19 protein-coding genes are annotated in these 23,999 nt (G+C 67.1%); 17 read left to right on the forward strand and 2 right to left on the reverse strand.

Annotated features, from left to right (window positions below; all coding sequences use genetic code 11):
• The first annotated feature begins 10 nt into the window (after positions 1-10).
• Genes DX03_RS03980 through DX03_RS04000 form a run of 5 tightly spaced genes read left to right on the forward strand, consistent with a single transcriptional unit; the run spans position 11 to position 6,839 of the window.
• Positions 11-706 (forward strand): fimbria/pilus periplasmic chaperone, encoded by a 696-nt coding sequence (locus DX03_RS03980; protein WP_038686513.1) that lies wholly within the window; start codon positions 11-13, stop codon positions 704-706.
• 60 nt (positions 707-766) lie between these two features.
• Positions 767-4,651 (forward strand): ESPR-type extended signal peptide-containing protein, encoded by a 3,885-nt coding sequence (locus tag DX03_RS20555; protein WP_081797142.1) that lies wholly within the window; start codon positions 767-769, stop codon positions 4,649-4,651.
• 57 nt (positions 4,652-4,708) lie between these two features.
• Positions 4,709-5,149, forward strand: coding sequence for a hypothetical protein (locus DX03_RS03990; protein ID WP_038686515.1), 441 nt, complete (start codon positions 4,709-4,711; stop codon positions 5,147-5,149).
• Entirely contained in the window at positions 5,140-5,949 is an 810-nt protein-coding gene (locus DX03_RS03995) for a toll/interleukin-1 receptor domain-containing protein (RefSeq protein WP_038686517.1), read from the forward strand. The genes DX03_RS03990 and DX03_RS03995 overlap by 10 nt, the downstream gene beginning before the upstream one ends.
• A 59-nt stretch (positions 5,950-6,008) precedes the next feature.
• The gene (locus tag DX03_RS04000; RefSeq protein WP_051598736.1) at positions 6,009-6,839 is read left to right on the forward strand and encodes a hypothetical protein; all 831 of its coding nucleotides are present in this window, start codon (positions 6,009-6,011) and stop codon (positions 6,837-6,839) included.
• Between the two features lie 81 nt (positions 6,840-6,920).
• Here the strand turns inward: DX03_RS04000 and DX03_RS04005 are convergent, their stop codons facing one another.
• The gene (locus tag DX03_RS04005) at positions 6,921-7,568 is read right to left on the reverse strand and encodes a hypothetical protein (protein ID WP_038686519.1); all 648 of its coding nucleotides are present in this window, start codon (positions 7,566-7,568) and stop codon (positions 6,921-6,923) included.
• Between the two features lie 198 nt (positions 7,569-7,766).
• Positions 7,767-10,187 carry a penicillin-binding protein 1A gene (locus tag DX03_RS04010; RefSeq protein ID WP_038686521.1) on the reverse strand — a complete coding sequence of 807 codons (2,421 nt, stop codon included), beginning with the start codon at positions 10,185-10,187 and terminating at the stop codon, positions 7,767-7,769.
• 224 nt (positions 10,188-10,411) lie between these two features.
• Here DX03_RS04010 and DX03_RS04015 point away from each other — a divergent pair, with 224 nt between their 5' ends.
• The 12 genes from DX03_RS04015 to DX03_RS04070 all read left to right on the forward strand — a co-directional run bounded on the left by DX03_RS04015 (position 10,412) and on the right by DX03_RS04070 (position 23,906).
• Positions 10,412-11,470 (forward strand): pilus assembly protein PilM, encoded by a 1,059-nt coding sequence (locus DX03_RS04015; protein ID WP_038686523.1) that lies wholly within the window; start codon positions 10,412-10,414, stop codon positions 11,468-11,470.
• Positions 11,470-12,306 carry a PilN domain-containing protein gene (locus tag DX03_RS04020; protein WP_038686525.1) on the forward strand — a complete coding sequence of 279 codons (837 nt, stop codon included), beginning with the start codon at positions 11,470-11,472 and terminating at the stop codon, positions 12,304-12,306. The genes DX03_RS04015 and DX03_RS04020 overlap by 1 nt, the downstream gene beginning before the upstream one ends.
• Positions 12,303-12,980: a type IV pilus inner membrane component PilO gene (locus DX03_RS04025; protein ID WP_038686528.1), complete on the forward strand. Its 678-nt coding sequence runs from the start codon at positions 12,303-12,305 to the stop codon at positions 12,978-12,980. Before DX03_RS04020 ends, DX03_RS04025 begins: the two co-directional genes overlap by 4 nt.
• Positions 12,977-13,510 (forward strand): pilus assembly protein PilP, encoded by a 534-nt coding sequence (locus DX03_RS04030; protein WP_038686530.1) that lies wholly within the window; start codon positions 12,977-12,979, stop codon positions 13,508-13,510. Before DX03_RS04025 ends, DX03_RS04030 begins: the two co-directional genes overlap by 4 nt.
• Positions 13,511-13,530: 20 nt before the next feature.
• Positions 13,531-15,507 carry a type IV pilus secretin PilQ gene (locus DX03_RS04035; protein ID WP_038686531.1) on the forward strand — a complete coding sequence of 659 codons (1,977 nt, stop codon included), beginning with the start codon at positions 13,531-13,533 and terminating at the stop codon, positions 15,505-15,507.
• A gap of 136 nt (positions 15,508-15,643) precedes the next feature.
• Complete coding sequence (locus DX03_RS04040; protein WP_038686533.1) at positions 15,644-16,678, forward strand: AAA family ATPase; 1,035 nt, start codon at positions 15,644-15,646, stop codon at positions 16,676-16,678.
• A gap of 5 nt (positions 16,679-16,683) precedes the next feature.
• Positions 16,684-17,610, forward strand: a complete 927-nt coding sequence (locus tag DX03_RS04045) for a DUF58 domain-containing protein (protein ID WP_038686535.1) — start codon at positions 16,684-16,686, stop codon at positions 17,608-17,610.
• A complete protein-coding gene (locus DX03_RS04050; RefSeq protein ID WP_038686537.1) occupies positions 17,607-18,068 on the forward strand; it encodes a DUF4381 family protein in 462 nt (153 codons plus the stop codon). The genes DX03_RS04045 and DX03_RS04050 overlap by 4 nt, the downstream gene beginning before the upstream one ends.
• Positions 18,069-18,073: 5 nt before the next feature.
• The gene (locus DX03_RS04055; RefSeq protein WP_038691873.1) at positions 18,074-19,096 is read left to right on the forward strand and encodes a vWA domain-containing protein; all 1,023 of its coding nucleotides are present in this window, start codon (positions 18,074-18,076) and stop codon (positions 19,094-19,096) included.
• Positions 19,093-20,826, forward strand: coding sequence for a VWA domain-containing protein (locus DX03_RS04060; RefSeq protein WP_038691874.1), 1,734 nt, complete (start codon positions 19,093-19,095; stop codon positions 20,824-20,826). The genes DX03_RS04055 and DX03_RS04060 overlap by 4 nt, the downstream gene beginning before the upstream one ends.
• Positions 20,823-22,517 (forward strand): BatD family protein, encoded by a 1,695-nt coding sequence (locus tag DX03_RS04065; RefSeq protein ID WP_051598737.1) that lies wholly within the window; start codon positions 20,823-20,825, stop codon positions 22,515-22,517. The genes DX03_RS04060 and DX03_RS04065 overlap by 4 nt, the downstream gene beginning before the upstream one ends.
• A gap of 66 nt (positions 22,518-22,583) precedes the next feature.
• On the forward strand, positions 22,584-23,906 hold the full coding sequence (locus DX03_RS04070) for a dicarboxylate/amino acid:cation symporter (protein ID WP_038686540.1): 1,323 nt from the start codon (positions 22,584-22,586) through the stop codon (positions 23,904-23,906).
• Positions 23,907-23,999: the final 93 nt, after the last annotated feature.

Raw genomic sequence — 23,999 nt, forward strand, 5'->3', positions numbered from 1 at the left:
AGGAGCTTCCATGAAAATTCCAGCCGTTGTTCTATTGTCCCTGTCGCTGCTGCTGGCGGCACCTGCACACGCCAATCTCACCGTGCACCCGATGCGCGCCGCGGTCGATGGCAAGCGCAGCACGCAGATCCGCATCTATTCCCAGTCCACCCAACCGCAGTACATCCAGACCTCGGTCCGCCGTATCGTCGATGCCGCCGGCGAGCAGGAGCATGAGGTCGACGTGGACCCCAGCGAAGCGGCCATCGCGGTCACGCCGGGCAAGTTCGCCCTGGCCGGCGGTGGCAACCGCCTGATCCGCGTGATTCCACTGCAGCCCGTGCAGGCCGAGACCGCCTACCGCATCTACTTCGAAGGGGTGCGCGGTCCGGACGAACGCGATCAGGACGCGGGCGAGGGCGCCCAGGCCAGCATCGGCGTAAACCTTGTGTGGGGGGCGTTGGTGAATGTACTGCCCGCCGACGGCTCGGTGGATATCCGTGTACAGGGTGACCAGCTGCGCAACGCCGGCACGTTGCGCCTGGGCATCACCAGCATCGCCGACTGCGATGGTAATCAATGCTCCGCCCACGATCTCTCGCGCAGCCTGTATCCCGGCAGCGCGCTGCAGCTGCCCTTCGCCATCCAGCCGGGCCACACCGTACAGCTGCGCTACCGGCTCACCCGCGACGGCCACCGAGAGCACGTGCAGACCCTAACCCCCTGAATCATCTGGGCACGACGGTTCGTGCCCGCCACCCATCGCTTCGCTTCCCAAGGAGTCTCCATGAATAGGATTCATCGCCGTGTCTGGTCCACCGCCCACCATTGTTGGGTGGTTGCAAGTGAACTCAGTAAATCCCAAGGCAAGGCCAGCCAAGTGATCGGTGCCGGGGCGCTTGCTGCTGTTCTGATACTCGCTACATCGACTGCCCATGCGGCAGACGAGGATCCGAAGAGCGATGTGTCGTTGGAGCAGTCCACGCAGCAGTGGGCAATCCAAGCTGCATTCGCAGCGACAGCGGCGGCGCCTGCGACGATGGCTGCACCACTTGCTGGTGTCATGGCGTCACCGATTACCCGACAGGTCTCACTGACAACGGACTACTCCTACCGGGATTCGACGGTGAGCGGCGATCTGCTGGTGGTCTTGGGCTCCCGCTCCACGCTGTCCGGGAATCGTTCAGTCGCCTATGGCAGCCTCATCACCAGCCGTGGCGACAACAACACCGCAATCGGCAACGGGGTGCAGATCACCGGTGGCGGCTATGCTACCGGTGTGGGGGCAAGCGCCGTGGCTAGCGGCATTGGCGCTACCGCACTGGGAAACGAAGCGCGCGCGTATAGCCAGAACTCCATCGCAGTAGGTAGTGGCTCGCGTACTCATGAGGATACGGGCGGAATCTCCAGGATTGCCATCGGTGGCGATGCATTTGCCGGTACCGCGGGATGGACCGGTGCGATTGCACTGGGCGGCGCGGCGGCGGCTTCCCACGACAGCGTAGCCGTGGGTTATGAGGCAAAAACTACGGCGAGCGGAGCCGTGGCACTGGGTAGGGGCGCCCTTGCCAGCGAGGCAAACACGGTATCGGTGGGCAATGCGACCACCAAAAGACGCATCGTCAACGTGGCCGATGCGCGCCTGAGCAGCACCAGCACCGATGCAGTGAATGGCAGGCAGCTTCATACGGTAAGTCAGAATGCCGCCACCGCACTGAGCACAGCCAACACGGCGTTGGCCAACACCCGGCTGGTCACCCAGACCTCGGCAAGCAGCACCATCCGCATTGGCATGGACAACACCGGCACGGTGCTGGACGTGTCCAACCGCAGCGGCACCCGGCGCCGCGTCCAAAACATCGCCAATGGCGTGCTCAGCACCACCAGCACCGACGCAGTCACCGGTCAGCAGCTGAACGCCACCAATACCAACGTGACGGCGGCGAGCACCACGGCAACCAACGCCCATACCACCGCAACCGCCGCCAAGACCGCCGCCGACAGCGCGCTGGCCAAGGCTACCGTGGCGACGAACACCACTGCGACCGGCACCGCCATAACCAACGCCAACAAGGCTACAGCCACCGGCACCGGCGCACTGGCCAGCGGCACCTCGGCAAAGGCACAGGGCACGCATGCCACTGCGCTGGGCTTCAGTGCGCAGGCAACCGCCAACCAGGCCACGGCCGTCGGCCGCGAGTCGGCTGCCACGGGCAGCTATGCCACCGCATTGGGAAACTTGGCCAAGGCCGGCGGCAACAGTGCACTGGCGCTGGGCGACCGCAGCAGTGCCACCCACACCAACGCGGTAGCGTTGGGCGCCGGCTCGGTGACCAACTCCGCCAACTCAGTGTCGGTCGGCAATGCCACTACCAAGCGCAAGATCCAGTACGTCGCGGACGGCACCATCGGCGCGGGCAGTACCGATGCGGTCACCGGCAGCCAGTTGCATGCTACCAACACCAACGTCAGCGCAGCACAGAGCGCCGCCACCACGGCGCAGACCGCTGCGACGGCCGCACAGCGAACCGCCGATGGGGTGGTGAGCCGTGCAACGGCACTGGAGGGCCTGGTCAGCCAGGTGTCGGCGAGCGGCAACCTGCGCCTGGGCGGGGAGAACACCGGCACCGTCCTGGACGTGCGCAACAAGTCGAACGCGGCGCGTAAACTGAGCGGTGTCGCCGATGGCACCCTCAGTGCCACCAGTACCGACGCGGTGACGGGCAAGCAGCTCAATGCCACCAACACCAACGTGACCGCAGCGCAGAATACGGCGACCACGGCGCAAGCGGCAGCGACCGCCGCACAGCGAACGGCGGACGGGGTCGCAACCCGTGCGACGGCTCTGGAAGGCTTGGTCAGCCAGGTGTCAGCCAGCGGGAACCTGCGCTTGGGTGCTGAGAATACCGGCACCACGCTGGACCTGCGCAACAGGTCCAATGCAGCGCGCAAGCTGAGCGGTGTGGCAGATGGCACCCTGAGTGCGACCAGTACCGACGTGGTTACGGGCAAGCAGTTGTTCGGTACCCAGCAGAAAGTGACGGCCAATGAAGGGATACTGGCGACACACTCCTCGCAACTGTCCGGGCAGGATGGGCGCATCACAGACAACCGTCGTGACCTGGACGAACTGCGCACCGAGTTCGACAATTTCGATCCGGACCTAGAGGGGGTGGTGAAGTTCTCCGCTGACGGCGCCATCGATATGAACGGTGGTCGGGTGCGTGGACTGGCAGCGGGGGATGTGAGCTCGGCGGCGAGTACCGAAGCGGTGAATGGTGGACAGTTGTTTGCCACCAATCATCGAGTTTCCTTGATGGAAAGCGCCAGGCGGTTTATTGCCGTGGCTTTTGATGAAATGAGCTCTCCTGCAAAAGCAGGTGATTTCTCCGTTGCTATTGGCGATAGCGCTGAGGCAGGTGAAGGCACCAATGGCGCTACCGCAGTCGGCGCTTACGCAAGGGCCAGAGCAAAGGGTTCAGTTGCACTGGGTCGAGCGTCGTTCGTGGACGAGGCTGCGGAGAACGGATTTGCGCTTGGGACTGGCTCTACAGTTCTCAGTAAGAATGGCACTGCACTTGGTGGCTATTCCAGAGTAGAGGGCGGAGCGGAGAACTCAGTCGCGCTCGGGGCAGAATCAACGGCGACTGAAGAGAATGTCGTGTCTGTTGGAAACCTGACGAAGAAGCGACGCGTTGTGAACGTGGCCCGCGGCCGAGGCGCTGAAGATGCAAGCACCGTTGCCCAGCTTGATGAGTCTCTCGCCCTGCTTGGCGGTGGCGCAGGCGTAGATGTGAACGGCAACATCATCAGTCCGACTTATAGCATGCAAGGAAGCACGCAGAGCACGGTCGCCGATGCACTAGCAGTGCTCGACGGCGCCGTGCTCACCAACGGCACCCGCGTCGACCGGGTGGAGCACCAGCTCAGCTCGGTCTTCCAAGACAGCCCCGCCCCCCGCACTGACGGCCTCAACCAGCTCAACCTGGCCGGCGCCAACGGCATGGTGCTCGGCAACGTGGCCAACGGTCTGATCGCACCCGGCAGCCGGGATGCGGTCAACGGCGGCCAGTTGCATGCCATGGAGCAGCGCCTGGATGGCCGCATCGACGGCCTGGAACAGCGCATTGACACCCCGCTGCAGGGTCGCGCAATGGCGACCGCCAGTGCACCCACGCCGCCCGTGGCGGAGGAGGAAGGCAGTGGAGCGGTATCGGGTACGCCGGAGACCGCCTCTGCCGGAGACGGTGGGGGTCGCATTGCAAGTGCCGACGACGGCGGCAAGCCGGCCAAGGCCGACGCACCCGCCCCTGCACCCACTCCCACGCCGCAGGTCAGCACCGCCGATCTGGAGAAGATGCTCGCCCGCGCCAACGAGTACACCGATGACGCGATCAAAGGGGTCGAACAGCGCCTGGACAAGATGGACAAGCGCTTCAACCGCATGGCGGCGATGAGCAGTGCGCAGACGGCGATGGCCATGAACACCGCCGGCTTGGCCACCTACAACCGCCTCGGCGCGGGCGTGGGCTACAGCGATGGCGAGTCGGCCATGGCGGTGGGCTACCAGCGCGTGCTCAACGAGCGCGGCTCGGCCACCTTCAGCCTCAATGGCGCGTTCACCAACAGCGGTGAGCAGAGTGTGGGCCTGGGCGTGGGTATCGGCTGGTAAGGGCCGGGGCAGGGCGCCGACGAGGCGCCCTGCCGGCCTCCATAGAAGGGGATCGTCATGGAGAACGTCAGTAACCAGATCGCCTTGCGGCTGGGGTATCTCACCATCCTGCAGGGGATCATCGCGCGCCTCGCCAACAGCGCGTCTGCGATGAAGGGCGGCAGCGTGGCGGTGATGACCGCCCTGCTGGCCTGTTCGGTTGGCGAACAGACGCCGTTTCATTGGGCGTTGTTCGTGCTGCCCGGCGGGCTGTTCATGGGCTTTCATGCCTTCTTCCTGCAGCAGGAGCGCGCCTTCGTGCAGCTGTACAACGCCGCCAGCGACGCACCGCTGGCGCAGGTGCTTGCCTTCCGGATCGATGCGACTCGGCTCGCCTTGGTACGCGAGCCGCTGTGGAAGGTGATGTGCCGGCCGACAGTGCTCGCCTTCCATCTCTCCTTGGTGGCCGCGGTCCTGCTGGTATACGGGGTTGTCGAGGAGGCACGCCGATGCTGCTGAAACTGCGCATCCGGAACTTCGCCGCAGACAGGTTGAAGGTGGACACCTTGGCCATCGCGGCCTTCCAGGCACGGTGCAGGCCCGCCTCGCACGACATTGCCGCCTACCTGATGGACAGCAACAATCTGCTGGATGCCGAGTCGGTGCAGCAGGCCTTGTTACCTGCGCCCCGGGCGGATGTTTTCCTCTCCCATGGTGCCGTCGATCGAGAGCAGGTACTGCAACTGGCGGTGATGCTGGAGGCGTTGGGGCTGACGGTGTTCGTGGACTCCTGCCTCTGGCGCAACGTGTATGCGGTGCAGCAGGAGATGGACGACATGCTCTCCGCGCGCCGCGATTCTCCCGGTACGCATCATTTTCACTACTTCAAGGTGGCGCGTACGTCGGCCAGCGTCTGCATGGTGCTCAATGCAACGCTGCAGCGACTGATCGATGGCTGCGAGCTGTTCCTCCATCTGGAGGGCGAACCTGCCCGGGTACACGCATGCGTGGAGGACAGTCGCCATGTCGGCGCACCGTGGGTGTTCTCCGAGCTCATGTTCGCCCGCCATCTGCCACGACGTGGCCGTCCCCGACTGGGCCTGGAAGCACTGAAAGCCATGCAGCCCACACGGCCTGCGGCATTCGCTGCGCCCGAAGCGACGCACGTTATGGAGTGGGACGTTCTCCAGCGTGCCATCGCCGATACCACGGGATTTCCAGCTGCGTCCTACTGCCACGACCATCCGGTGTTCCTGGATCACCTGTACGGAAAGCTGCCCCTGAGTGAGCAGGAACGAGGCCTGCTGGGCTGGATATGAAGTCTGCGAGGGAACGCCATGCCCCGCGAAAACACCCCCATGAATGAGAAGGAACGAACATGCTTCTGGATGCAAGAATCACCAATTTCGATGCGCTGGCGATCGATGCCGATCGCAGCGCCATCGACACGTTCAAGAGCCGCAACGAGCACCGCTTGGTGAAGATCAAGGAATACATCCTCAATGATGACAACCTGATCGACGCCGATACCATCGCCAAAGACCTGTTTCCAACCGAGAAGGCCGATGTCTTCCTGTCGCATACCCACCAGGATCACGATGCGGTGGTTGCCCTTGCCGTGCACCTGGAGGGCCTGGGATTGGAGATGTTCGTGGATTCCTGCGTATGGGGCGACGTGTACACGCTGCTTCAGGACGTCGACAAGATCCGCTCGATTATTCCCCACAAACCGAACACGTACTACTACGAGCGTGTAACACGCACTGCGGCGAGCATGTACATGATCTTGAATGTGGCCCTGCAACGCATGATCGATCAGTCCGAATTGCTGCTGTTCCTGGACAGCAAGGCGGTGAGGATCGAGGACTACGTGGAGGGGCGCGACTACATCGGCTCGCCGTGGATATTCTCGGAGTTGATGTTCGCGCAGATGGTGCGGCGTCGCCCGCGCAAAACCGCATCGTTGGAGTCGTTCACCGAAGCGGTGGCCAGGACCATGGACAGCGCGCTGCCACCGACGGCACGCTTCTCCCTGCCAGGCAGCTCGTATGCGATGGCCGCTGAAGACCTGTGGCAGGTGATTGATGATGTCCGTGTTCCGGCGGCCGCCGCGATAGTGGAGGGGAAGCCGGACGGTACGATCTTCCTCGATGCGTTCTACGGAAAGCTCAAACCCGGTGCATTCGAGCGTGGCTTGCTGGGCTGGTGAGACCGTAGGCGCGCAGCATTCCCGACGCGTGACGCCCGGTCCATCGCGTTGGCGGGGGCGGTCATGCCGTACTACGCAGCACTACCCCGTCTGCAGGTAGCCGGCCATCTCCGCTTCGGCCAGCATTTGGCGAACCTGCGCCGCCGACGCCCGCCGCATCGGCTTCTCATCGATGGCCGACAAGGGCGGCTGGCGCAGCGCGTCGTACGGCAGTACTGCGATGTCGAAGGTCAGTTCCTCCGCGCTGAACACCCACACCGGCACGTCCAGCACGCGCTCGCGGTCCAGCCGCAGGCGGCGGGTACGCAACTCGGCCGGAATGCCGTGCTCGTCGAAGTAGCGTTGCACCGCATCGGGGTCGTCGCTGTGCACCTGAAGCTGCACCGGGCTGTTGGCGTCGGCGGTGCCGTCCAGCACCGGGCCGCACAGACGCGGGGCGAACTGCCCCAGGAACTCCATCGCGCGCAGGGCCGCCTCGCGGCGCTGGCGCAGCTGCGCGCCATGATCGGCGCCGGCGAACAGACGCTGGTACTCGCGCAGCGCGTCCTCGATTTCGGCATTGCGGGGCAGGGAGGCGTCGTCGTGGATGTCCAGCCGGGCCGCCGCCTTGAGCTTGGCCTGGTGGTAGTCGCGGATGCCACCCTCGGCCATCAGCCGGGCGGCTTCATGGGCAAGCCGGTGGCGGCGCTCGCGGGTCTGGGTGGCTGCATGCTGGCGGGCTCGATGCATGACCGGTACTCCTGTGCGACCTGCACGGCAATGTACACCGGCGATGTGACATACGTGTAGAGCCGGGCTCTGCCCGGCTGGCCGACATGGCCGACATGGCAGGCAGCCGGGCAGAGCCCGGCTCTACGTGACGTGGGGGCGGTGGCAACGAAAAAGGCCGGGCAATGCCCGGCCTTCCTCGTCATCCTGCCGTCGACATCAGAAGATATCGAACGCGGCGTCGTCGGCCTGCTGCACATGGGTATCGAAGCTGTACTCCTCGATCTTGTCCATGTCCTCCACCTTGACCCACTCGGTGGCGCCGTTGAGCGTGGCCTGGACCATCCCGGACGGCGGCTCGTTCTGCGCGATCGGGGTGTCCTTCAGCGCGGCGCGCATGTAGTCGATCCAGATCGGCAGTGCAGCCTTGCCGCCGTACTCGCGGTAGCCGAGCGAGCGGAAGTCATCGCGACCCACCCAGACCGTCGTGGCGTAAGGACCGCCGAAACCGGAGAACCAGGCGTCGCGGTGGTCGTTGGTGGAGCCGGTCTTGCCGCCCACGTCCTCGCGGCCGAGGACCTTGGCCGCAGTGCCGGTGCCGCGCTGAACCACGTCGCGCATCATCGACACCAGCTGGTAGGCGGTGCGTGCGTCGATGGCGCGCGGGGCGACCTTGGCGTCCGGGTTGACCGGCTTGGCCGGTTCAGCCGCCTGCTGCGGCTTGGCCGCCGCGGCGGTGGCCGGGGCAGGCGGTGCGCCAAAGTTGAAGCCGTCCACCACCTGGCTGACCGGCGCGCCGCCGCTGGTGCCGGCGCAATCGCGGCAGGCCATCGCCGGGTTTTCCTTGAACACCACCACGCCGTCACGGTCGGTCACCTGGTCGATCACCCAGGTATCCACCCGCGAACCGCCATTGGCGAACACGGCGTAACCGCGCGCCACCGACAACGGGGTCACCGAGGCGGTACCCAGCGACATCGACAGGTTGGGCGGCAGCTCGGCCTCGGCAAAGCCGAACTCGCTGATGTACTTGCGTGCGTAGTCCACGCCCATGCCGTCCAGCAGGCGCACCGAGACCAGGTTGCGCGACTGCACCAGCGCCTCACGCAGGCGCATCGGGCCACGGAAGCCGCCGCCGTCGTTCTGCGGCGACCAGGTCTTGCCGCGGCGGTCGCGGAACACCACCGGGGCATCCAGCACGATCGAGGCGGGGTTGAAGCCCTTGTCGAACGCGGCCGCATAGATGAACGGCTTGAAGCTCGAACCCGGCTGGCGGCGCGCCTGGGTGGCGCGGTTGAACTTGTTGCCGGAGAAGCTGAAGCCGCCCACCAGTGCCTTCAAGGCGCCACTTTCAGCATCCAGCGAGACCAGCGCGGACTGGCCGCGCGGGATCTGGTCGATCAGCCACTCGCCTTCCTTCTCGCCGGCGCGCACCCGCACCAGGTCACCCCGCGTCAGCAGCTTGGCCGGGGTTTTGTTGACCCAGCGGCTGGCCGCGACGGGCAGCACCAGCTCGCTGCGGTTGGCCAGCACCACGGTGGCGCTGCCATCGGCGGCGGTGGACGCCACGATCGCCGGCAGCAGCCCGGACTGGGCCGGAATGCCGACCAGCTTGGCCGCCAGCGCCTTGGCATCGGCATCGGCCGGCACCTCGAAGTGCTGCTCCACGCCATGCCAGCCATGCCGGTGGTCGTACACGCGCAGGCCATCGCGCACGGCGATGTTGGCCGCCGTCTGCAACTCGGCGTTGATGGTGGTGGTCACGTGGTAGCCCTTGTTGACCACGTCGCCACCGAAGCGGGCGATCATTTCCTGGCGGACCAGCTCGGCCACGTAGGGGGCTTCCACCTGCACCGGCGGCTCATGCGCGCTGGCGTGCATCGGCACCGCCTTGGCGGCGTCGGCCTCGGCCTGGCTGATGAAGCCCAGGCTGGCCATGCGCTGCAGCACATAGAAGTCGCGGCGCTCGCGGGCCCGCTCGGGGTTGCTGATCGGGTTGCCCGAGGACGGGAACTTGGGGATGCCGGCCAAGGAGGCCATCTCGTCCAGGTCCAGATCGCCCAGCTTCTTGCCGTAGTAGAACTCGGCCGCAGCGGCCACGCCGTAGGCGCGGTTGCCGAAGAAACTCTTGTTCAGGTACAGCTCGAAGATCTCGTCCTTGCTCAGCTCGGACTCGATCTTGCGCGCCAGCAGGATCTCGGCCAGCTTGCGCGTATAGCTGTATTCGGAGCTCAGGAAGAACTGGCGGGCGACCTGCTGGGTGATGGTGGACCCACCCGGCACGCGCTTGTCGTTGGTGGTGGCCAGCAGCCAGACCGCGCGGCCGATGCCCTTGTAGTCCACCCCGCCATGCTCGTAGAAGCGGGCGTCCTCGGTGGCCAGGAAGGCCTGCTTGAGACGTTCCGGGACCTCCTTCATGGTGATCGGTACGCGCCGCGACTCGCCGAACACGGCCATCAGCTTGCCATCGCTGGCATACACGTACATGGGCTCCTGCATCTCGATGTCGCGCAGGGTCTGCACGTCCGGAAGCTTGGAGGAAATGGCGTAGTACAGGCCACCTGCGACGGCGGCGCCGATCAGGCCCAGGACCAGGATGGCGACCAGCAACCAGCGCAGCCAGCGGCGAAAGCGTGTCATCAGTGACAGATTCCGATTGCGAATTTCGTGGCCGCAGAGTATAGATTACGCAAGGGAACGGCTGGGGTTGTTCCCGGGGAGCGCAGATCGACGACCGTCTGGGGAGCCGTGAAACGTGCGGTAGTGCACGTTTCACTGCGTGATGGTTGCGGTTTGCAAAAAAAACGTTATTAATGCGCGGGCGCAGGTTATGCGTCCAAGTGCCCGTCGGCAGGGGAGAAACCGTGGGGCTTATCCCAAAAAGCCAGTCGCCGCTTATTGGCGTCGACATCAGCTCGACTGCAGTAAAGCTCTTGCAGCTTTCCCGCAGTGGCAATCGTTTCCGCGTGGAACATTACGCTGTGGAACCACTTCCGCCGAATGCGGTCGTGGAAAAGAACATCGTGGAAGTGGAGGCCGTGGGTGAGGCTATCCGCCGCGCCGTGAACCGTTCCGGTACGAAGGCCCGGCACGCTGCCGCAGCCGTCGCCGGCTCGGCGGTGATCACCAAGCTGATCCCGATGCCGGCCGACCTGGACGAGAACGACATGGAAGCCCAGGTCGAGCTCGAAGCGGTCAACTACATCCCGTACCCGATCGAGGAAGTGAACCTCGATTTCGAGGTGCTGGGCGCCATTCCCAACAACCCGGAGATGGTCCAGGTGCTGTTGGCGGCGTCGCGGTCGGAGAACGTGGAGCTGCGCCAGTCGGCGCTGGAGCTCGGCGGGCTGACCGCCCGGGTCATGGACGTGGAGGCCTTCGCGGTCGAGAACGCCTTTGCCCTGGTCGCCAGCGAACTGCCCATCGCCAGTGATGGCGTGGTCGCCCTGGTGGACATCGGTGCCACCATGACCACCCTGAACGTCCTGCGTGGCGGGCGTAGCCTGTACAGCCGCGAACAGGTGTTCGGCGGCAAGCAGCTCACCGACGAAGTGATGCGCCGTTACGGCCTCACCTACGAGGAAGCCGGCCTGGCCAAGCGCCAGGGCGGGCTGCCGGAAAGCTACGAGATGGAAGTGCTGGAGCCGTTCAAGGAAGCCACGGTCCAGCAGATCAGCCGCCTGCTGCAGTTCTTCTATGCCGGTAGCGAATTCAACCGTGTGGACCACATCGTGCTGGCCGGCGGTTGCGCGGCGCTGGCCGGGTTGCCGGAGATGGTGGAAGAACAGCTGGGCGTGGCTACCGTGGTGGCCAACCCGCTGGCACAGATGACCCTGGGTCCCAAGGTCCAGGCGCATGCCCTGGCCCAGGATGCCCCGGCGCTGATGATTGCCACCGGTCTGGCGCTGAGGAGCTTTGACTGATGGCAAGAATCAATCTATTGCCGTGGCGCGCCGAGCGGCGCAAGCAACGCCAGCGCGACTTCTACGGCATGCTCGGCTTTGCGGCCATCGGCGGCCTGCTGCTGTCGTTGATGATCTGGTTCTACTACGACCGTCAGGTCAGCGGGCAGGGCGAACGCAATGCCTTCCTGCAGACCGAGATCGACAAGGTCAAGGAACAGAACAAGGAAATCGACCGCCTGGATCGCCAGAAGGAACGCCTGCTGGCGCGCAAGAAGGTGATCGAGGAACTGCAGGCCAAGCGTTCGCAGATGGTCCACCTGTTCGACGCACTGGTACGTACGATTCCGGACGGCGTGGTGCTGACCGCGCTCAAGCAGGAAGGGGACATCCTCACCCTGCAGGGGCGCACCCAGTCCAACGCCCGCGTCAGTGCGTACATGCGCAACCTGGAAAGCTCGGGCTGGATGAGCAAGCCGGAACTGTCGGTGATCGAGGCCAAGAAGCCTGAGGCCGGCAAGGATGGCCCCGGTCCGGTGACCGACATCAGCGCACTGCCGTACATGTTCGAGGTGAAGGTGACCCTGCCTGCGCAGAGTGAACCGGTCGGTGGCGTAGGCCCCGATGGCAGTGTGGTGGTACCGGCCGATGCCGCTGCCATCCCGGCCGATCCGGCCGCCGCACCGGCACCGGCGGTCGCCCCGCTGTCGCCGGCCGCGACGCCTGCGTCGACCCCGCCGGCCGCTGCGCCTGCGCCGGCCGCCGAGCCGTCCAAGCCGTCGGGCAGCCGCATCGCCCCGCCCGCCGCACCCGCACAGCCGACGGCGTCCAGTACGCCGCAGAAGGGGGGCGCATGAGCCAGAAAATGAACCTCAAAGAGCTGGACTTCAACAACATCGGCAACTGGCCGCAGCAGGCCAAAGTCGTGTTCTGCGTGCTGCTGTCGCTGCTGATCGTGTTCCTGGCGTGGTTTGCCCTGATCAGCGGCAAGCGTGAAGAGCTGGCGTCGCTGGAAAGCACCGAGACCAGCCTGCGTGCCGAGTTCGAGAAGGAACAGGGCCGCGCGGTGAACCTGGCGCCGCTCAAGCAACAGCTGGCCCAGATGGAGCAGGTGCTGCAGCAGATGCTGCGCCAGCTGCCCAGCAAGACCGAAATGCCGGACCTGATCATCGACATCTCGCAGACCGCGCTGTCCAGCGGCCTGGTCAATGAGCTGTTCCAGCCTGGTGCCGAGCAGCCCAAGGAGTTCTACGCCGAAAAGCCGATCGCCCTGCGCATGGTGGGCAGCTACCACCAGTTCGGTGCCTTCGTCAGCGGCGTGGCTTCGCTGCCGCGCGTGGTCATCCTGACCATGCATGACATCAATCTGAAGCCCAAGGACCCCAAGACCGGCATCACCGCGCGCAGCGGTGCGCTGGAGCTGTCCGGTACGGTCAAGACCTACCGCTACCTGGACGAGCTGGAAATGGAAGCGCAGGAAAAAGCCGCCGCCGCCAATGACAAGACCGCCAAGTCCGGAGGCAAGCAATGAGCCTGGGGATGACCGCACGGGTGTGTGGGCTGCTGGTGCTGGCGTTGCTGGCCGGTTGCGCGCGCGGGGTGAGCAGTACCCCGGGCGATGCGCCGAACCTGGCCAAGTGGGTGGAGGACGTGCGTGCGCGCCCGGCGCCGCCGCTTGAGCCACTGCCGGTGATGCAGCAGTTCGAGACGTTTGAATACTCCGCGCAGGGGATGCGCGATCCGTTCACCGATGCCTGGACCAATCCACAGGGCGGCTCGGGGCTGCGTCCCGATCCGAACCGTCGCAAGGAGCCGCTGGAAGCCTTCCCGCTGGATGCCTTGGACATGGTCGGTTCGATCGGCAAGGGCGGCGGGCTGGTCGCGCTGGTGATGGCGCCGGACAAGGTCACCTATCGGGTGCGTCCGGGCGTCTACCTGGGGCAGAGCGACGGCCGGGTGACCGGGGTCTTCGAAGACCGGATCGAACTGATTGAACTGGTGCCGGATGGCGCGGGCGGCTGGCTGGAACGGCCTGCATCGCTTGCGCTTGAAGATCAATGAATGATTACGGGGATAGCACGATGACCTTTTCCAATGCCATGCGGCAGCGTCCCAACCGGCGCCCGAAGCTGATCCACCTGTGCGCGCTGGGAGTCGCGCTCATGGTGGCCAATGGCACGCTGTTGGCGGCCACGCCTGCCGCAGCGGCGCCGCAGCCTGCCGCCAGCGCCGCGCCGATCACCGCGCCGGCTTCGCTGTCGGTATCCAAGATCGATTTCAAGCGCAGTGAAGACGGCGCCGGGCGGTTGATCCTGCAGTTCGACGGCAAGGGCGCCAGCCCGGACCTGCGCACCCAGGGCAACAACGTGGTGATCGACGTCGGCAACGTGCGTCTGCCGGAAAACCTGCAGAAGTCGATCAACGTGACCGACTTCGCCACGCCGGTGCAGCGCATCGATCCCAAGCCTTACGGCGGCGGCACCCAGCTGGTGCTCAACACCAATACCGCGTTTGAATCGCTGGCCTACCAGACCGGCAACGAGTACGTGGTGGAGATCAGCCCGCGCAAGGCGGCCCCGGCTACCGGTGCGATCAACGCCACCGCGGTGACGCAGGCGGCCAGCGCGATCGCCCAGCGCGGCTACAGCGGCAAGCCGGTGACGTTCAACTTCCAGGACGTGCCGGTGCGCACCGTGCTGCAGTTGATCGCCGAAGAGTCCAACCTGAACATCGTGGCCTCCGACAGCGTCGAAGGCAATGTCACCCTGCGCCTGGTCAACGTGCCGTGGGACCAGGCGCTGGACATCGTGCTGCGTGCCAAGGGCCTGGACAAGCGCCGTGATGGCGGCGTGGTGTGGGTTGCCCCGCAGCCGGAACTGGCCAAGTTCGAGCAGGACAAGGAAGACGCGCGGATCGCGATCGAGAACCGCGAAGACCTGGTCACCGACTACATCCAGATCAACTACCACAATGCCGCGCAGATCTTCAAAGCGCTGACCGAAGCCAAGGGCATCGGCGGTGGTGGCGGTAGTGGTGGTGGCGGTAGCGGCAACAGCGCGCAGGAAGACAGCGGGTTCCTGTCCTCGCGTGGTCGCATCGTCGCCGACGAGCGCACCAATACGCTGATGATCAGCGACATCCCGAAGAAGCTGGCGCGCATGCGCGAGTTGATCAACGTGATCGACCGCCCGGTTGACCAGGTGCTGATCGAAAGCCGCATCGTCATCGCTACGGATACGTTTGCACGTGAGCTGGGTGCCAAGTTCGGCATCACGGGTAGTCGTGACAATGTGTTCTTCAGCGGCAATACCGACAATAATCACGAGAACATCACCGATCAGGCCAAGGTCAACAATGACTACGCCAAGGCAGTCGCCGACTGGGATGCCGGTGGCCGGACGGGGGCGGTGCCGGTTCGCGCGCCGTACACGATTTCGCCCGGCAATCTGAACTGGAACCTGCCGGTCGCTGCGGCAAGCAACCCGGGTTCGCTGGCGCTGTCGATCCTCAATGCGGGCTATCTGCTGGACGTCGAACTGTCGGCGATGCAGCAGGAATCGCGCGGCGAAGTGATCTCCAATCCGCGCGTGGTGACCACCAACCAGCGTGAAGCGATCATCAAGCAGGGTAAGGAAATCGGCTATGTCACCATCACCGGTGGTGGTGCTGGCGGCGCTGCCACGCCCAACGTGCAGTTCAAGGAAGTGGTGCTGGAGCTGAAGGTCACCCCGACCATCACCAACGACAACCGCGTGTTCCTGAACATGGCCGTCAAGAAGGATGAAGTGGAAGGCTACATCCGCCTTGCCGGCTACGGCGAAGTGCCGACCATCAACCGTCGCGAAGTCAACACCGCGGTGCTGGTGGAAGATGGTCAGACCGTGGTGATCGGTGGCGTGTACGAGTTCACCGACCGCAACAGCGTCAACAAGGTGCCGTTCCTGGGCGACGTGCCGTTCCTGGGCAACCTGTTCAAGAAGCGCAGCCGCAACAAGGACAAGGCCGAACTGCTGGTCTTCGTCACCCCGAAGGTGCTGCGCGTGGCCAAGACCAACTGAGGTCGCGCCACCTGCTCCAACGAAAGGGCCGCCACGTGCGGCCCTTTCGCGTTCAGGCAATCTTGATGCCGATCCCCGGCGTGCCTGCCATCATGTGGATGGAACCTTCGCACGCCGCGCGGGTCACACGGACGCCATGAACCTGCCTCCCCCCATGCCAGACGCCTCGATCGATACCCCTGCTGCCGCCGAACTGGCCCACGACCGCCTGCACGACGGTTTCCGCGCCCTGCGCGATGCCCTGGCCGGCGAGATCGTCGGACAGGCGGCGCTGGTCGATCGGCTGCTGACCGCCTTGCTGGCCGACGGTCACCTGCTGGTCGAAGGTGCGCCCGGGCTGGCCAAGACCACCGCCATCCGCGCGCTGGCCGCACGCCTGGAGGCCGACTTCTCGCGCGTGCAGTTCACCCCGGACCTGTTGCCGGCCGATCTGACCGGCACCGAAATCTGGCGTCCCCAGGAAGGCCGCTTCGAATTCGTACCAGGGCCGATCTTCCACCCGATCCTGCTGGCCGATGAAATCAACCGGGCCCCGGCCAAGGTGCAGTCGGCGCTGCTGGAGGCCATGGGCGAGCGCCAGGTCACCGTGGGTCGCCACACCTACGCGCTGCCGGCGCTGTTCCTGGTGATGGCCACGCAGAACCCGATCGAGCAGGAGGGCACCTTCCCGCTGCCCGAAGCACAGCTGGACCGCTTCCTGATGCATGTGCGCATCGGCTACCCCGACTCCGACGCCGAAGCGGAGATCCTGCGCCTGGCGCGCGAGCGTGCCCGCGATGCCCTGGGCACACCGCCACCGGCCCCGGCGCGGATGCCGCTGCAGGATGTGTTTGACGCACGCAAGGCGGTGCTGTCGCTGCACATGGCGCCGGCGTTGGAACGCTACCTGATCGAAATCGTGCTGGCCTCGCGCGACGCCGCCCGTTACGACCCCGCACTGGCCCGACGCATTGCATGGGGCGCCAGCCCGCGTGGCTCCATCGCACTGGAGCGCTGCGCACGTGCGCGAGCCTGGCTTGCCGGGCGCGACTTCGTGACGCCCGATGACGTGCGCAGCGTAGCCCCGGACGTGTTGCGCCACCGCGTGCTGCCCAGCTACGAAGCCACCGCCGAAGGCTGGGATGGCGACCGTCTGGTGGCCGAACTGCTGGCCCGCGTACCGGCACCCTGATCCGGATGGACGCCAACGTGGACAGCGCTGCAGGCGCGACCAACGGCGACGGCCTGCGCCCCAGCCTGGCCGAACTGGTCGCCTTGCGACGCAATGCGCACCGGTTGGCGCCGGCCCGGCGGGGCCGGCTTGGCCATGCCGGCAGCGCGCCCGCACCGATGCGCGGCCGCGGCATGGAATACGCCGAGTCGCGCGAGTACGTGGCCGGTGACGACGCCCGCCACATCGACTGGCGCGTCACCGCCCGCACCGGCCGTGCGCATACCAAGCTGTTCCAGGCCGAGCGTGAGCGTCTGACCCTGCTGGTCGCCGATACCGACCCGGTGCTGTATTTCGGCACCCGGGTGCGCTTCAAATCGGTGCAGGCCGCGCGCGTCGGCGCGATTGCCGCCTGGTTGGCGCAGCGCCAGGGCGATCGCCTCGGTGCACTGCGCGGCAGTGCGGTCGAAGCGCCGGTGCCGCCGGCCGGTGGCACCCGGGGCGTCCTGCGCGTGCTGGATGCCTTGACCCGCTGGTACGCACAACCGCCTTCCGACGATGCCGGCCTGGACCGTGCACTGGAACATGCCGCCCGCCTGCTGCGGCCGGGCGCGCGCGTGGTGGTGCTGGCCGACCCCGGCCAGGCTTCCGCCATCAGCGTTGCACGCTGGACCGCCCTGGCGATGCACCACGAAGTGGTGGTGATGCTGCTGGTGGACCCGCTGGAACTGGCCCCGCCATCGGCACCGCTCGCGTTCCTGTCGCAGGGCCGACGCGTGATGCTCGACCTGGACCGGGCCGCTGTCCGTGAGCACTGGCGCGAGCGCTTCGTGGCACCGTTGGAAACGCTGCAGAAGCAGCTGTCGTCGCGCCGCATCCAGGTGCACGTGGTGGCCACCGATGACGCCAGCGACTGCTGGTTGACCCCGATGCCCTCGGCGGTGGTGGCATGACCGCGGCCAGCAGCCTGCCGCTGCGCGATGTGCACCTGCCGCCGTCGCCGCCGTGGTGGCCGCCGGCCCCGGGCTGGTGGCTGGTGCTGGCGGCGCTGCTGGGTGTGGTCGCGCTGCTGTGGTGGTGGCGGGCGCGTCGCCGTCGCCGCGAACAGCGCTGGATGCGCACGTTCGACGACGGCGTGGCGCAGGCGGCCACCCGGGTGGATGAAGTGGCCGCCATCGCCGCACTACTGCGCCGCGCCGCGCGCACCCATCAACCCGGTGCCGAGCTGCTGCAGGGTCAGGCCTGGCTCGAGTTCCTCGATGAGCCCGGCAGCCGCGCCTTCTCCGATGGCGATGGCCGACTGCTGCTGGACGGCGGCTACCGCCCCCAGGTGGAGGCCGAGGCCGCCACGCGGCTGCGGGTACTGGCGCGCCGGCGCTTCCTGGGGTTGATGGCGGGGCGTCGCCGATGATCGCGATGCAGATACCCGAACACTGGGCCGCCTGGTTGCCCAGCTGGCTGGCGTGGTTGGACACGCTGGCGTGGCCATGGATGTTGGCCGCGCTGCCGTTGCCGGTGCTGATGCGCTGGTGGCCACAGCGCAGCGCCACCGCTGCCGCCCTGCGCGTGCCCTATGCGGCGGCGCAGTTGCAGGCGTTGGGCGTGGCAGCGGGCGGGCGTTCGTTGGGGCTGGGGCGGCTGGTGTTGTGGCTGGCCTGGGCCTGCCTGTGCGTGGCCGCCGCGCGCCCGCAGCAGCTGGGTGAGGCGGTGACGCCGCCGCAGCAGGGACGGCAGATGATGCTGGCCGTCGATGTGTCCGGCAGCATGAGCGAGGCCGACATGCTGCTCGGCCACCAGGTGGTGGACCGTTTGACGGCCGCCAAGGCGGTGCTGGCGGATTTCCTCGACCGGCGTGCCGGTGACCGCGTCGGTCTGCTGATCTTCGGCGAACGCGCCTACACGTTGACCCCGTTGACCGGCGACCTGGCCAGCGTGCGCCTGCAACTGGGGGACAGCGTGGTCGGCCTGGCCGGGCGTGAGACCGCCATCGGCGATGCGATCGCGCTGGCGGTGAAACGCCTGCGCGAACAACCGCAGGGGCAGCGCGTGCTGATCCTGCTCACCGACGGGGTGAGCAATGCCGGCGTGCTCGAACCGCTGCGCGCAGCAGAACTGGCCAAGGCCGAAGGCGTGCGCGTGTACACCGTGGCCTTCGGCGGTGACGGCGGCTTCAGCCTGTTCGGCGTGCAGATCGCGCCGGGCGAAGACCCCGTTGATGAAGCCACCCTGCAGAAGATCGCCACGCTCACCGGCGGCCGCGCCTTCCGTGCGCGCAATACCGACGAGCTGGCCGGTATCTATGCCGAACTACAGCGGCTGGAACCGGTGGCATCGGCCGGGCCGGCGGTGCGGCCCCGCATCGAACGGTATGCATGGCCGTTGGCGCTGTCGCTGCTGTTGGCCGGCCTGGCGTGGTTGCTGCCAAGGCGGTGGGCATGAACATCGACTGGAATGCCCTGCACCTGGTGCGTCCAAACGCACTATGGCTGCTGCTGGCGCTGCCGCTGATCGCCGCGCTCTGGTACTGGCGCCGCCGCCGCGGCAGCGCCTGGCACAGCGCGGTGGATGCGCACCTGCTGCGCCACCTGCTGGTGGCCGGTGGGCAGCGTGCGTGGGGCGGCTTGATGGTGTTGCTGCTGGGGTGGACGCTGGCCGTGGTTGCGTTGGCGGGTCCCAGCTGGCGGCAGGTGGCGCAGCCCTTGTGGCAATCGCCGGCGCCGCTGGTGGTGGCGCTGGATCTGTCCTCTCGGGTGACGGCCACCGACCTGCCGCCCTCGCGGCTGCTGCAGGCGCGGGCCAAGTTGGCCGCGCTGCTGCGCGAGCGCAAAGGCGGGGAGGTTGCCCTGCTGGTGTACGCCGACGATGCGTACACCGTGGCGCCGCTGACGGCCGATACCGCCAATGTGGCGCTGTATCTGGATGCGCTCGGGCCGGACGTGATGCCGCGTGATGGCCAGCGCGCCGAGCGCGCACTGGACGCGGCCGTACTGCTGCTGCAACAGTCCGGCGCACGCAGCGGCGACATCCTGCTGCTCACCGATCGTGCCGACGCCGCCGCCAGCAGCGCGGCCACCGCGGCGCGCCGCCAGGGCGTAACGGTCTCGGTGCTTGGCGTGGGCACACCCACCGGCGCCGCCTACCGCAGTGGCGATGGGCAGATTGCCCAGGCGCGTTTGGAAGAAGCGTCCCTGCGCGCGGTGGCCAGTGCGGGCGGCGGCCAGTACGCGCGGATGGCCAGCGACGATGGCGACCTGCGCGCCTTGGGCGTGCTGACCCCCAAGACGAGCATGGACGATCGCCGCGACGGCAATGGCATGGCCTGGCGCGATGAAGGGTTCTGGTTGCTGCCGCCGTTGATGCTGCTGTCGTTGTGGGCGTTCCGCAGACGCGGCCTGGCCGTGGTGCTGGTGACCTGCCTGTCGGTGCCCCTGGCGTTGCCAACCCCCGCGCATGCTGCCGAAGGCACCTGGTGGACGCGTGCCGACCAGGTGGACCAACAGGCACTGGGCGCGGGTGTGGAGGCTTACCGGCGGGGCGATTTCAAGGCCGCGCAGGCGCAGTTCGACGGTATCGACAGCGACGTCGGCTGGTACAACCTGGGCAATGCGCTGGCGCGCCAGGGTCAGTACGACGCCGCGATCGAGGCGTATGACAAGGCGTTGCGCAAGACCCCGGGCATGCCCGATGCGGTCGCCAACCGCGCGGCGGTGGATGCCGCCCGCAAGCGCAAGCCGCCGTCGGCGCCGCCCAAAGACGGCCAGGGCAAGCAACCGCCGACCTCGCCACCGTCGCAGGGCCAGGGCCAACCGGGCAAGGACGCCGGCCAGCCGCCGAAGCAGCCCGGGCAGCAGACCCCTGGCCAGCCGCCGAGCACGCCGGCGCAGGGCAAGGACAAGGACACGCAGGACGCCGGCAACCCGGATCCCAACCCCGCCGCGCAGGCCCAGGCCGATGCAGCCCAGCGCCAGCAGATGCAACAGGCCCTGCAGCGGCAGGGCAAGGACGGCAAGGACACCCCGGCGCAGCGGCAGGCCGCGGAAACCCCGCAGCAGCGCGAGCAGCGCCAGGCCGTGGAAGCCTGGATGCGGCGGGTGCCGGATGATCCGGGCAGCCTGTTGCGCGCCAAGTTCCAACTCGAAAACGAACGCAGGAAACGGGAAGGACGATGAGCACCATTTCGACCACGCGACGCTGGATGCGCGGCTGCTGCTGGCTGCTGCTGGCGGCGAGCAGCTGGGCCCAGGCGCAGACCCGTGCCTGGCTGGACCGCGAGCAGATCAGCGACGGCGAAACGGTGACCCTCAACATCGAGAGCGATGCAGGCGGGGCACCGGACTACACGCCCCTGCGCGCTGATTTCGAGCTCAGCGCGCAGACCAGCAGCCGCCAGATGCAATGGGGCACGGGCGGTACCACCGCGCGCAATCTCTACGCGGTGGCCCTGTCGCCACGTCGCACGGGCACGCTGCAGATTCCCGCGTTGCAGGTGGGGGCCAACCGCACCGCACCGCTGCTGCTGCAGGTGGGCGCCAGTTCCGCTGCGCCGGCGGCCGTCCCCGGTAACGCGGCGGTCTTCATGGAAACCGAGGTCGACGACCTTACCCCCTACGTCCAGCAGAGCGTGGGCGTGGTGGTGCGTCTGTACTACGCCTCGCAGCTGGTGTCGGGCGAACTGCTGCTGGATACCCCAGCCGGTGCGTCGATGCAGCGGGTAGGTGAAGACCGCAGCCTGGTGCGCGAGGTCAATGGCCGCCGCTACAACCTGGTGGAGCGGCGTTTCCTGCTGATTCCCGAACGCAGCGGCCCGCTGCAGCTGCCGGCCGCCCAGTTCAACGGACGTGCCGCCGGTGGCTTCTTCGATGACATGTTCGGTGGCGACGGACGGCTGCGCGCAACGGCGCCGACGCGCACGCTGCAGGTGCAGCCGCAGCCGGCCAACGCGGCGCAGCCGTGGCTGCCGCTGCACGACCTGCGCCTGCGCTACACCGCCGCCCCCACCCAGGCGCGTGCCGGGGAGGCGGCCACGGTAGTGGTGGAAGCCGTGGCCCAGGGCGCCACCCGCGCGCAGTTCCCGGAACTGCCGGCGCTGGACGTCGGCCCCGACGCGCAGGTGTTCGCCGAACCGGCCCAGTTCGACGAGACCTTCAGCGGCAACACGCCCCAGCTCAAGCTGACCCGGCGCTACTCGATCGTGCCGCGCACGCCGGGCACCCTGCGCGTGCCCGGGCCGAGCATGCCCTGGTGGGACGTAAAGGCGGGCGAGGCGCGGACGGCCAGCTTGCCGGCACTGACCCTGCAGGTCGCCGCCGCGGGGGCGGGCAGTGCCGCCGCCGCGGTGCCGGTGGACACCCAGTCGGCGCTGCCGGGCGAGGCGCCGCCGGCCTCCAACGCGCTGCCATTGGCCAACCCGCCGGCGTCGGCGCGTCCCTGGGGCTGGATCGCGGCCGCCACCGGGTTCGCGGTGCTCTGGCTGCTGACGCTGTGGTGGGGTTGGCGCCGGGTGCAGCGCCGGGATACGGCCACCGCCCCGCAGCCGGGCCCGCCCGGTTCGCCCGCGGTCGTGGTGTCGCGCGCTGAACTGCGGCGCGCGCTGGAAAGCCAAGGGCTGGATGAGATCATCGCGCTGCTGGCCAGCATGGGCGGGGTAGTGGGCCTGGAGGCCCTGCTGGCACGGCTGGCCGACCCGGTCCAGCGCGAAGCGCTGCTGGCGATGCAGCGGGTGCGCTGGTCCGGCCAGGGCGGCGACGTGGCCGCCGCGCGCCAGGCGCTGCGCCGGGCCTTCCATGACGGACCGCACTGGCAGCTCGCCGCGGTGGCGGAAAACAATGGGCTGGCGCCTCTATATCCTTCGGGATCTTGATGCGCTGCCGGGCCTGACGGGCCGGCTTTGCTAAGCTCGTTCAATTCTTTACAGGAAAGCTGCTAGATGACTGAGGCCGCAACGACCCGCAAGAAACTGCCCTTGCACTGGAAAATGGGCATTGGCTTCGCGCTGGGCCTGGTGCTGGGCCTGATCGTGCACGCCGCCGGCCCGGGCGTGCCCGGCCTGACCGACGTCGCCAGGGGCGTGATGGCCTGGGTGACCACGCCGCTGTCGGGCCTGTTCCTCAACCTGATCTTCATGCTGATCGTGCCGCTGATCTTCTCGGCGCTGATCATGGGCGTGTCGGAGATGGGCGACATCCGCGCGCTCGGCCGGATCGGCTGGAAGACCCTGGCCTACACGGTGCTGCTGTCGGGCATCGCGGTGGGCATCGGGCTGGTGCTGGTCAACGTGCTCAAGCCCGGCGCCGGGGTGGACCCGCATGTGGCCGCGCAGATGCTCTCGGAGAACGCCGAGCGCAGCAAGGAAATCGTCGCCGGTATCCATGAAACCCCCAAGGGCATGGACATGCTGCTGTCGATCGTGCCCAGCAACGTGCTGCAGGCCGCATCGGACAATGGCGCGATCCTGTCGCTGATGTTCTTCGCGCTGATGTTCGGCATCGGTATGGTGCTCAGCGACGAGGAGAAGGTTGCCCCGCTGCGTCGCGCCGTGGAAGGCGTGTTCGAAGTGTCGATGACGCTGATCAACCTGGTCATCCGGCTGGCCCCGTACGCGGTGGCCTGCTTCATGTTCAACCTGGCCGCGCTGTTCGGCTTCGACCTGATCATCCGCCTGGGCGCCTACGTGGGCGTGGTGGTGCTGGCGCTGGGCCTGCACATGGTGGTGACCTACGGCACCGCGGTGTGGCTGTCCGGGCGTTCGCCGCTGTCGTTCTTCCGCGACACCCAGGAAGCGACGGTGATGGCCTTCTCCACCGCCTCCAGCAACGCCACCCTGCCGACCGCGCTGCGCGTGGCCGACCAGATGGGCCTGCCGCAGAAGGTGTCACGCTTCGTGCTGACCGTGGGTGCCACCGCCAACCAGAACGGCACCGCGCTGTTTGAAGGCGTGACGGTGATCTTCCTGGCCCAGTTCTTTGGCGTGGACCTGAGCATCGGCCAGCAGATCATGGTGATGGCGGTCTGCATCCTGGGCGGCATCGGCACGGCTGGCGTGCCGTCGGGCTCGTTGCCGGTGGTGGCGATGATCTGCGCCATGGTCGGGGTCAACCCGCTGGGCATCGGCCTGATCCTGGGCGTGAACCACTTCCTGGACATGTGCCGTACCGCGCTGAACGTCACCGGCGACCTGGCCCTGACCACCTTGGTGGCCAAGGGCGAGACCGAGGACAGCCCGGTGCCGGAACAGGTCAAGCGCGACTGACCGCCCGGCGTGGCGCGGCCTGCCGCGCACCGCCCCCGAAAACGCCCCGCCCCGTGCGGGGCGTTTTTGTTCAGAAAGCCGACGCCCGGCCTG

It is taken from the genome of Stenotrophomonas rhizophila (assembly GCF_000661955.1).
In the GTDB taxonomy this organism is placed as follows: domain Bacteria; phylum Pseudomonadota; class Gammaproteobacteria; order Xanthomonadales; family Xanthomonadaceae; genus Stenotrophomonas; species Stenotrophomonas rhizophila.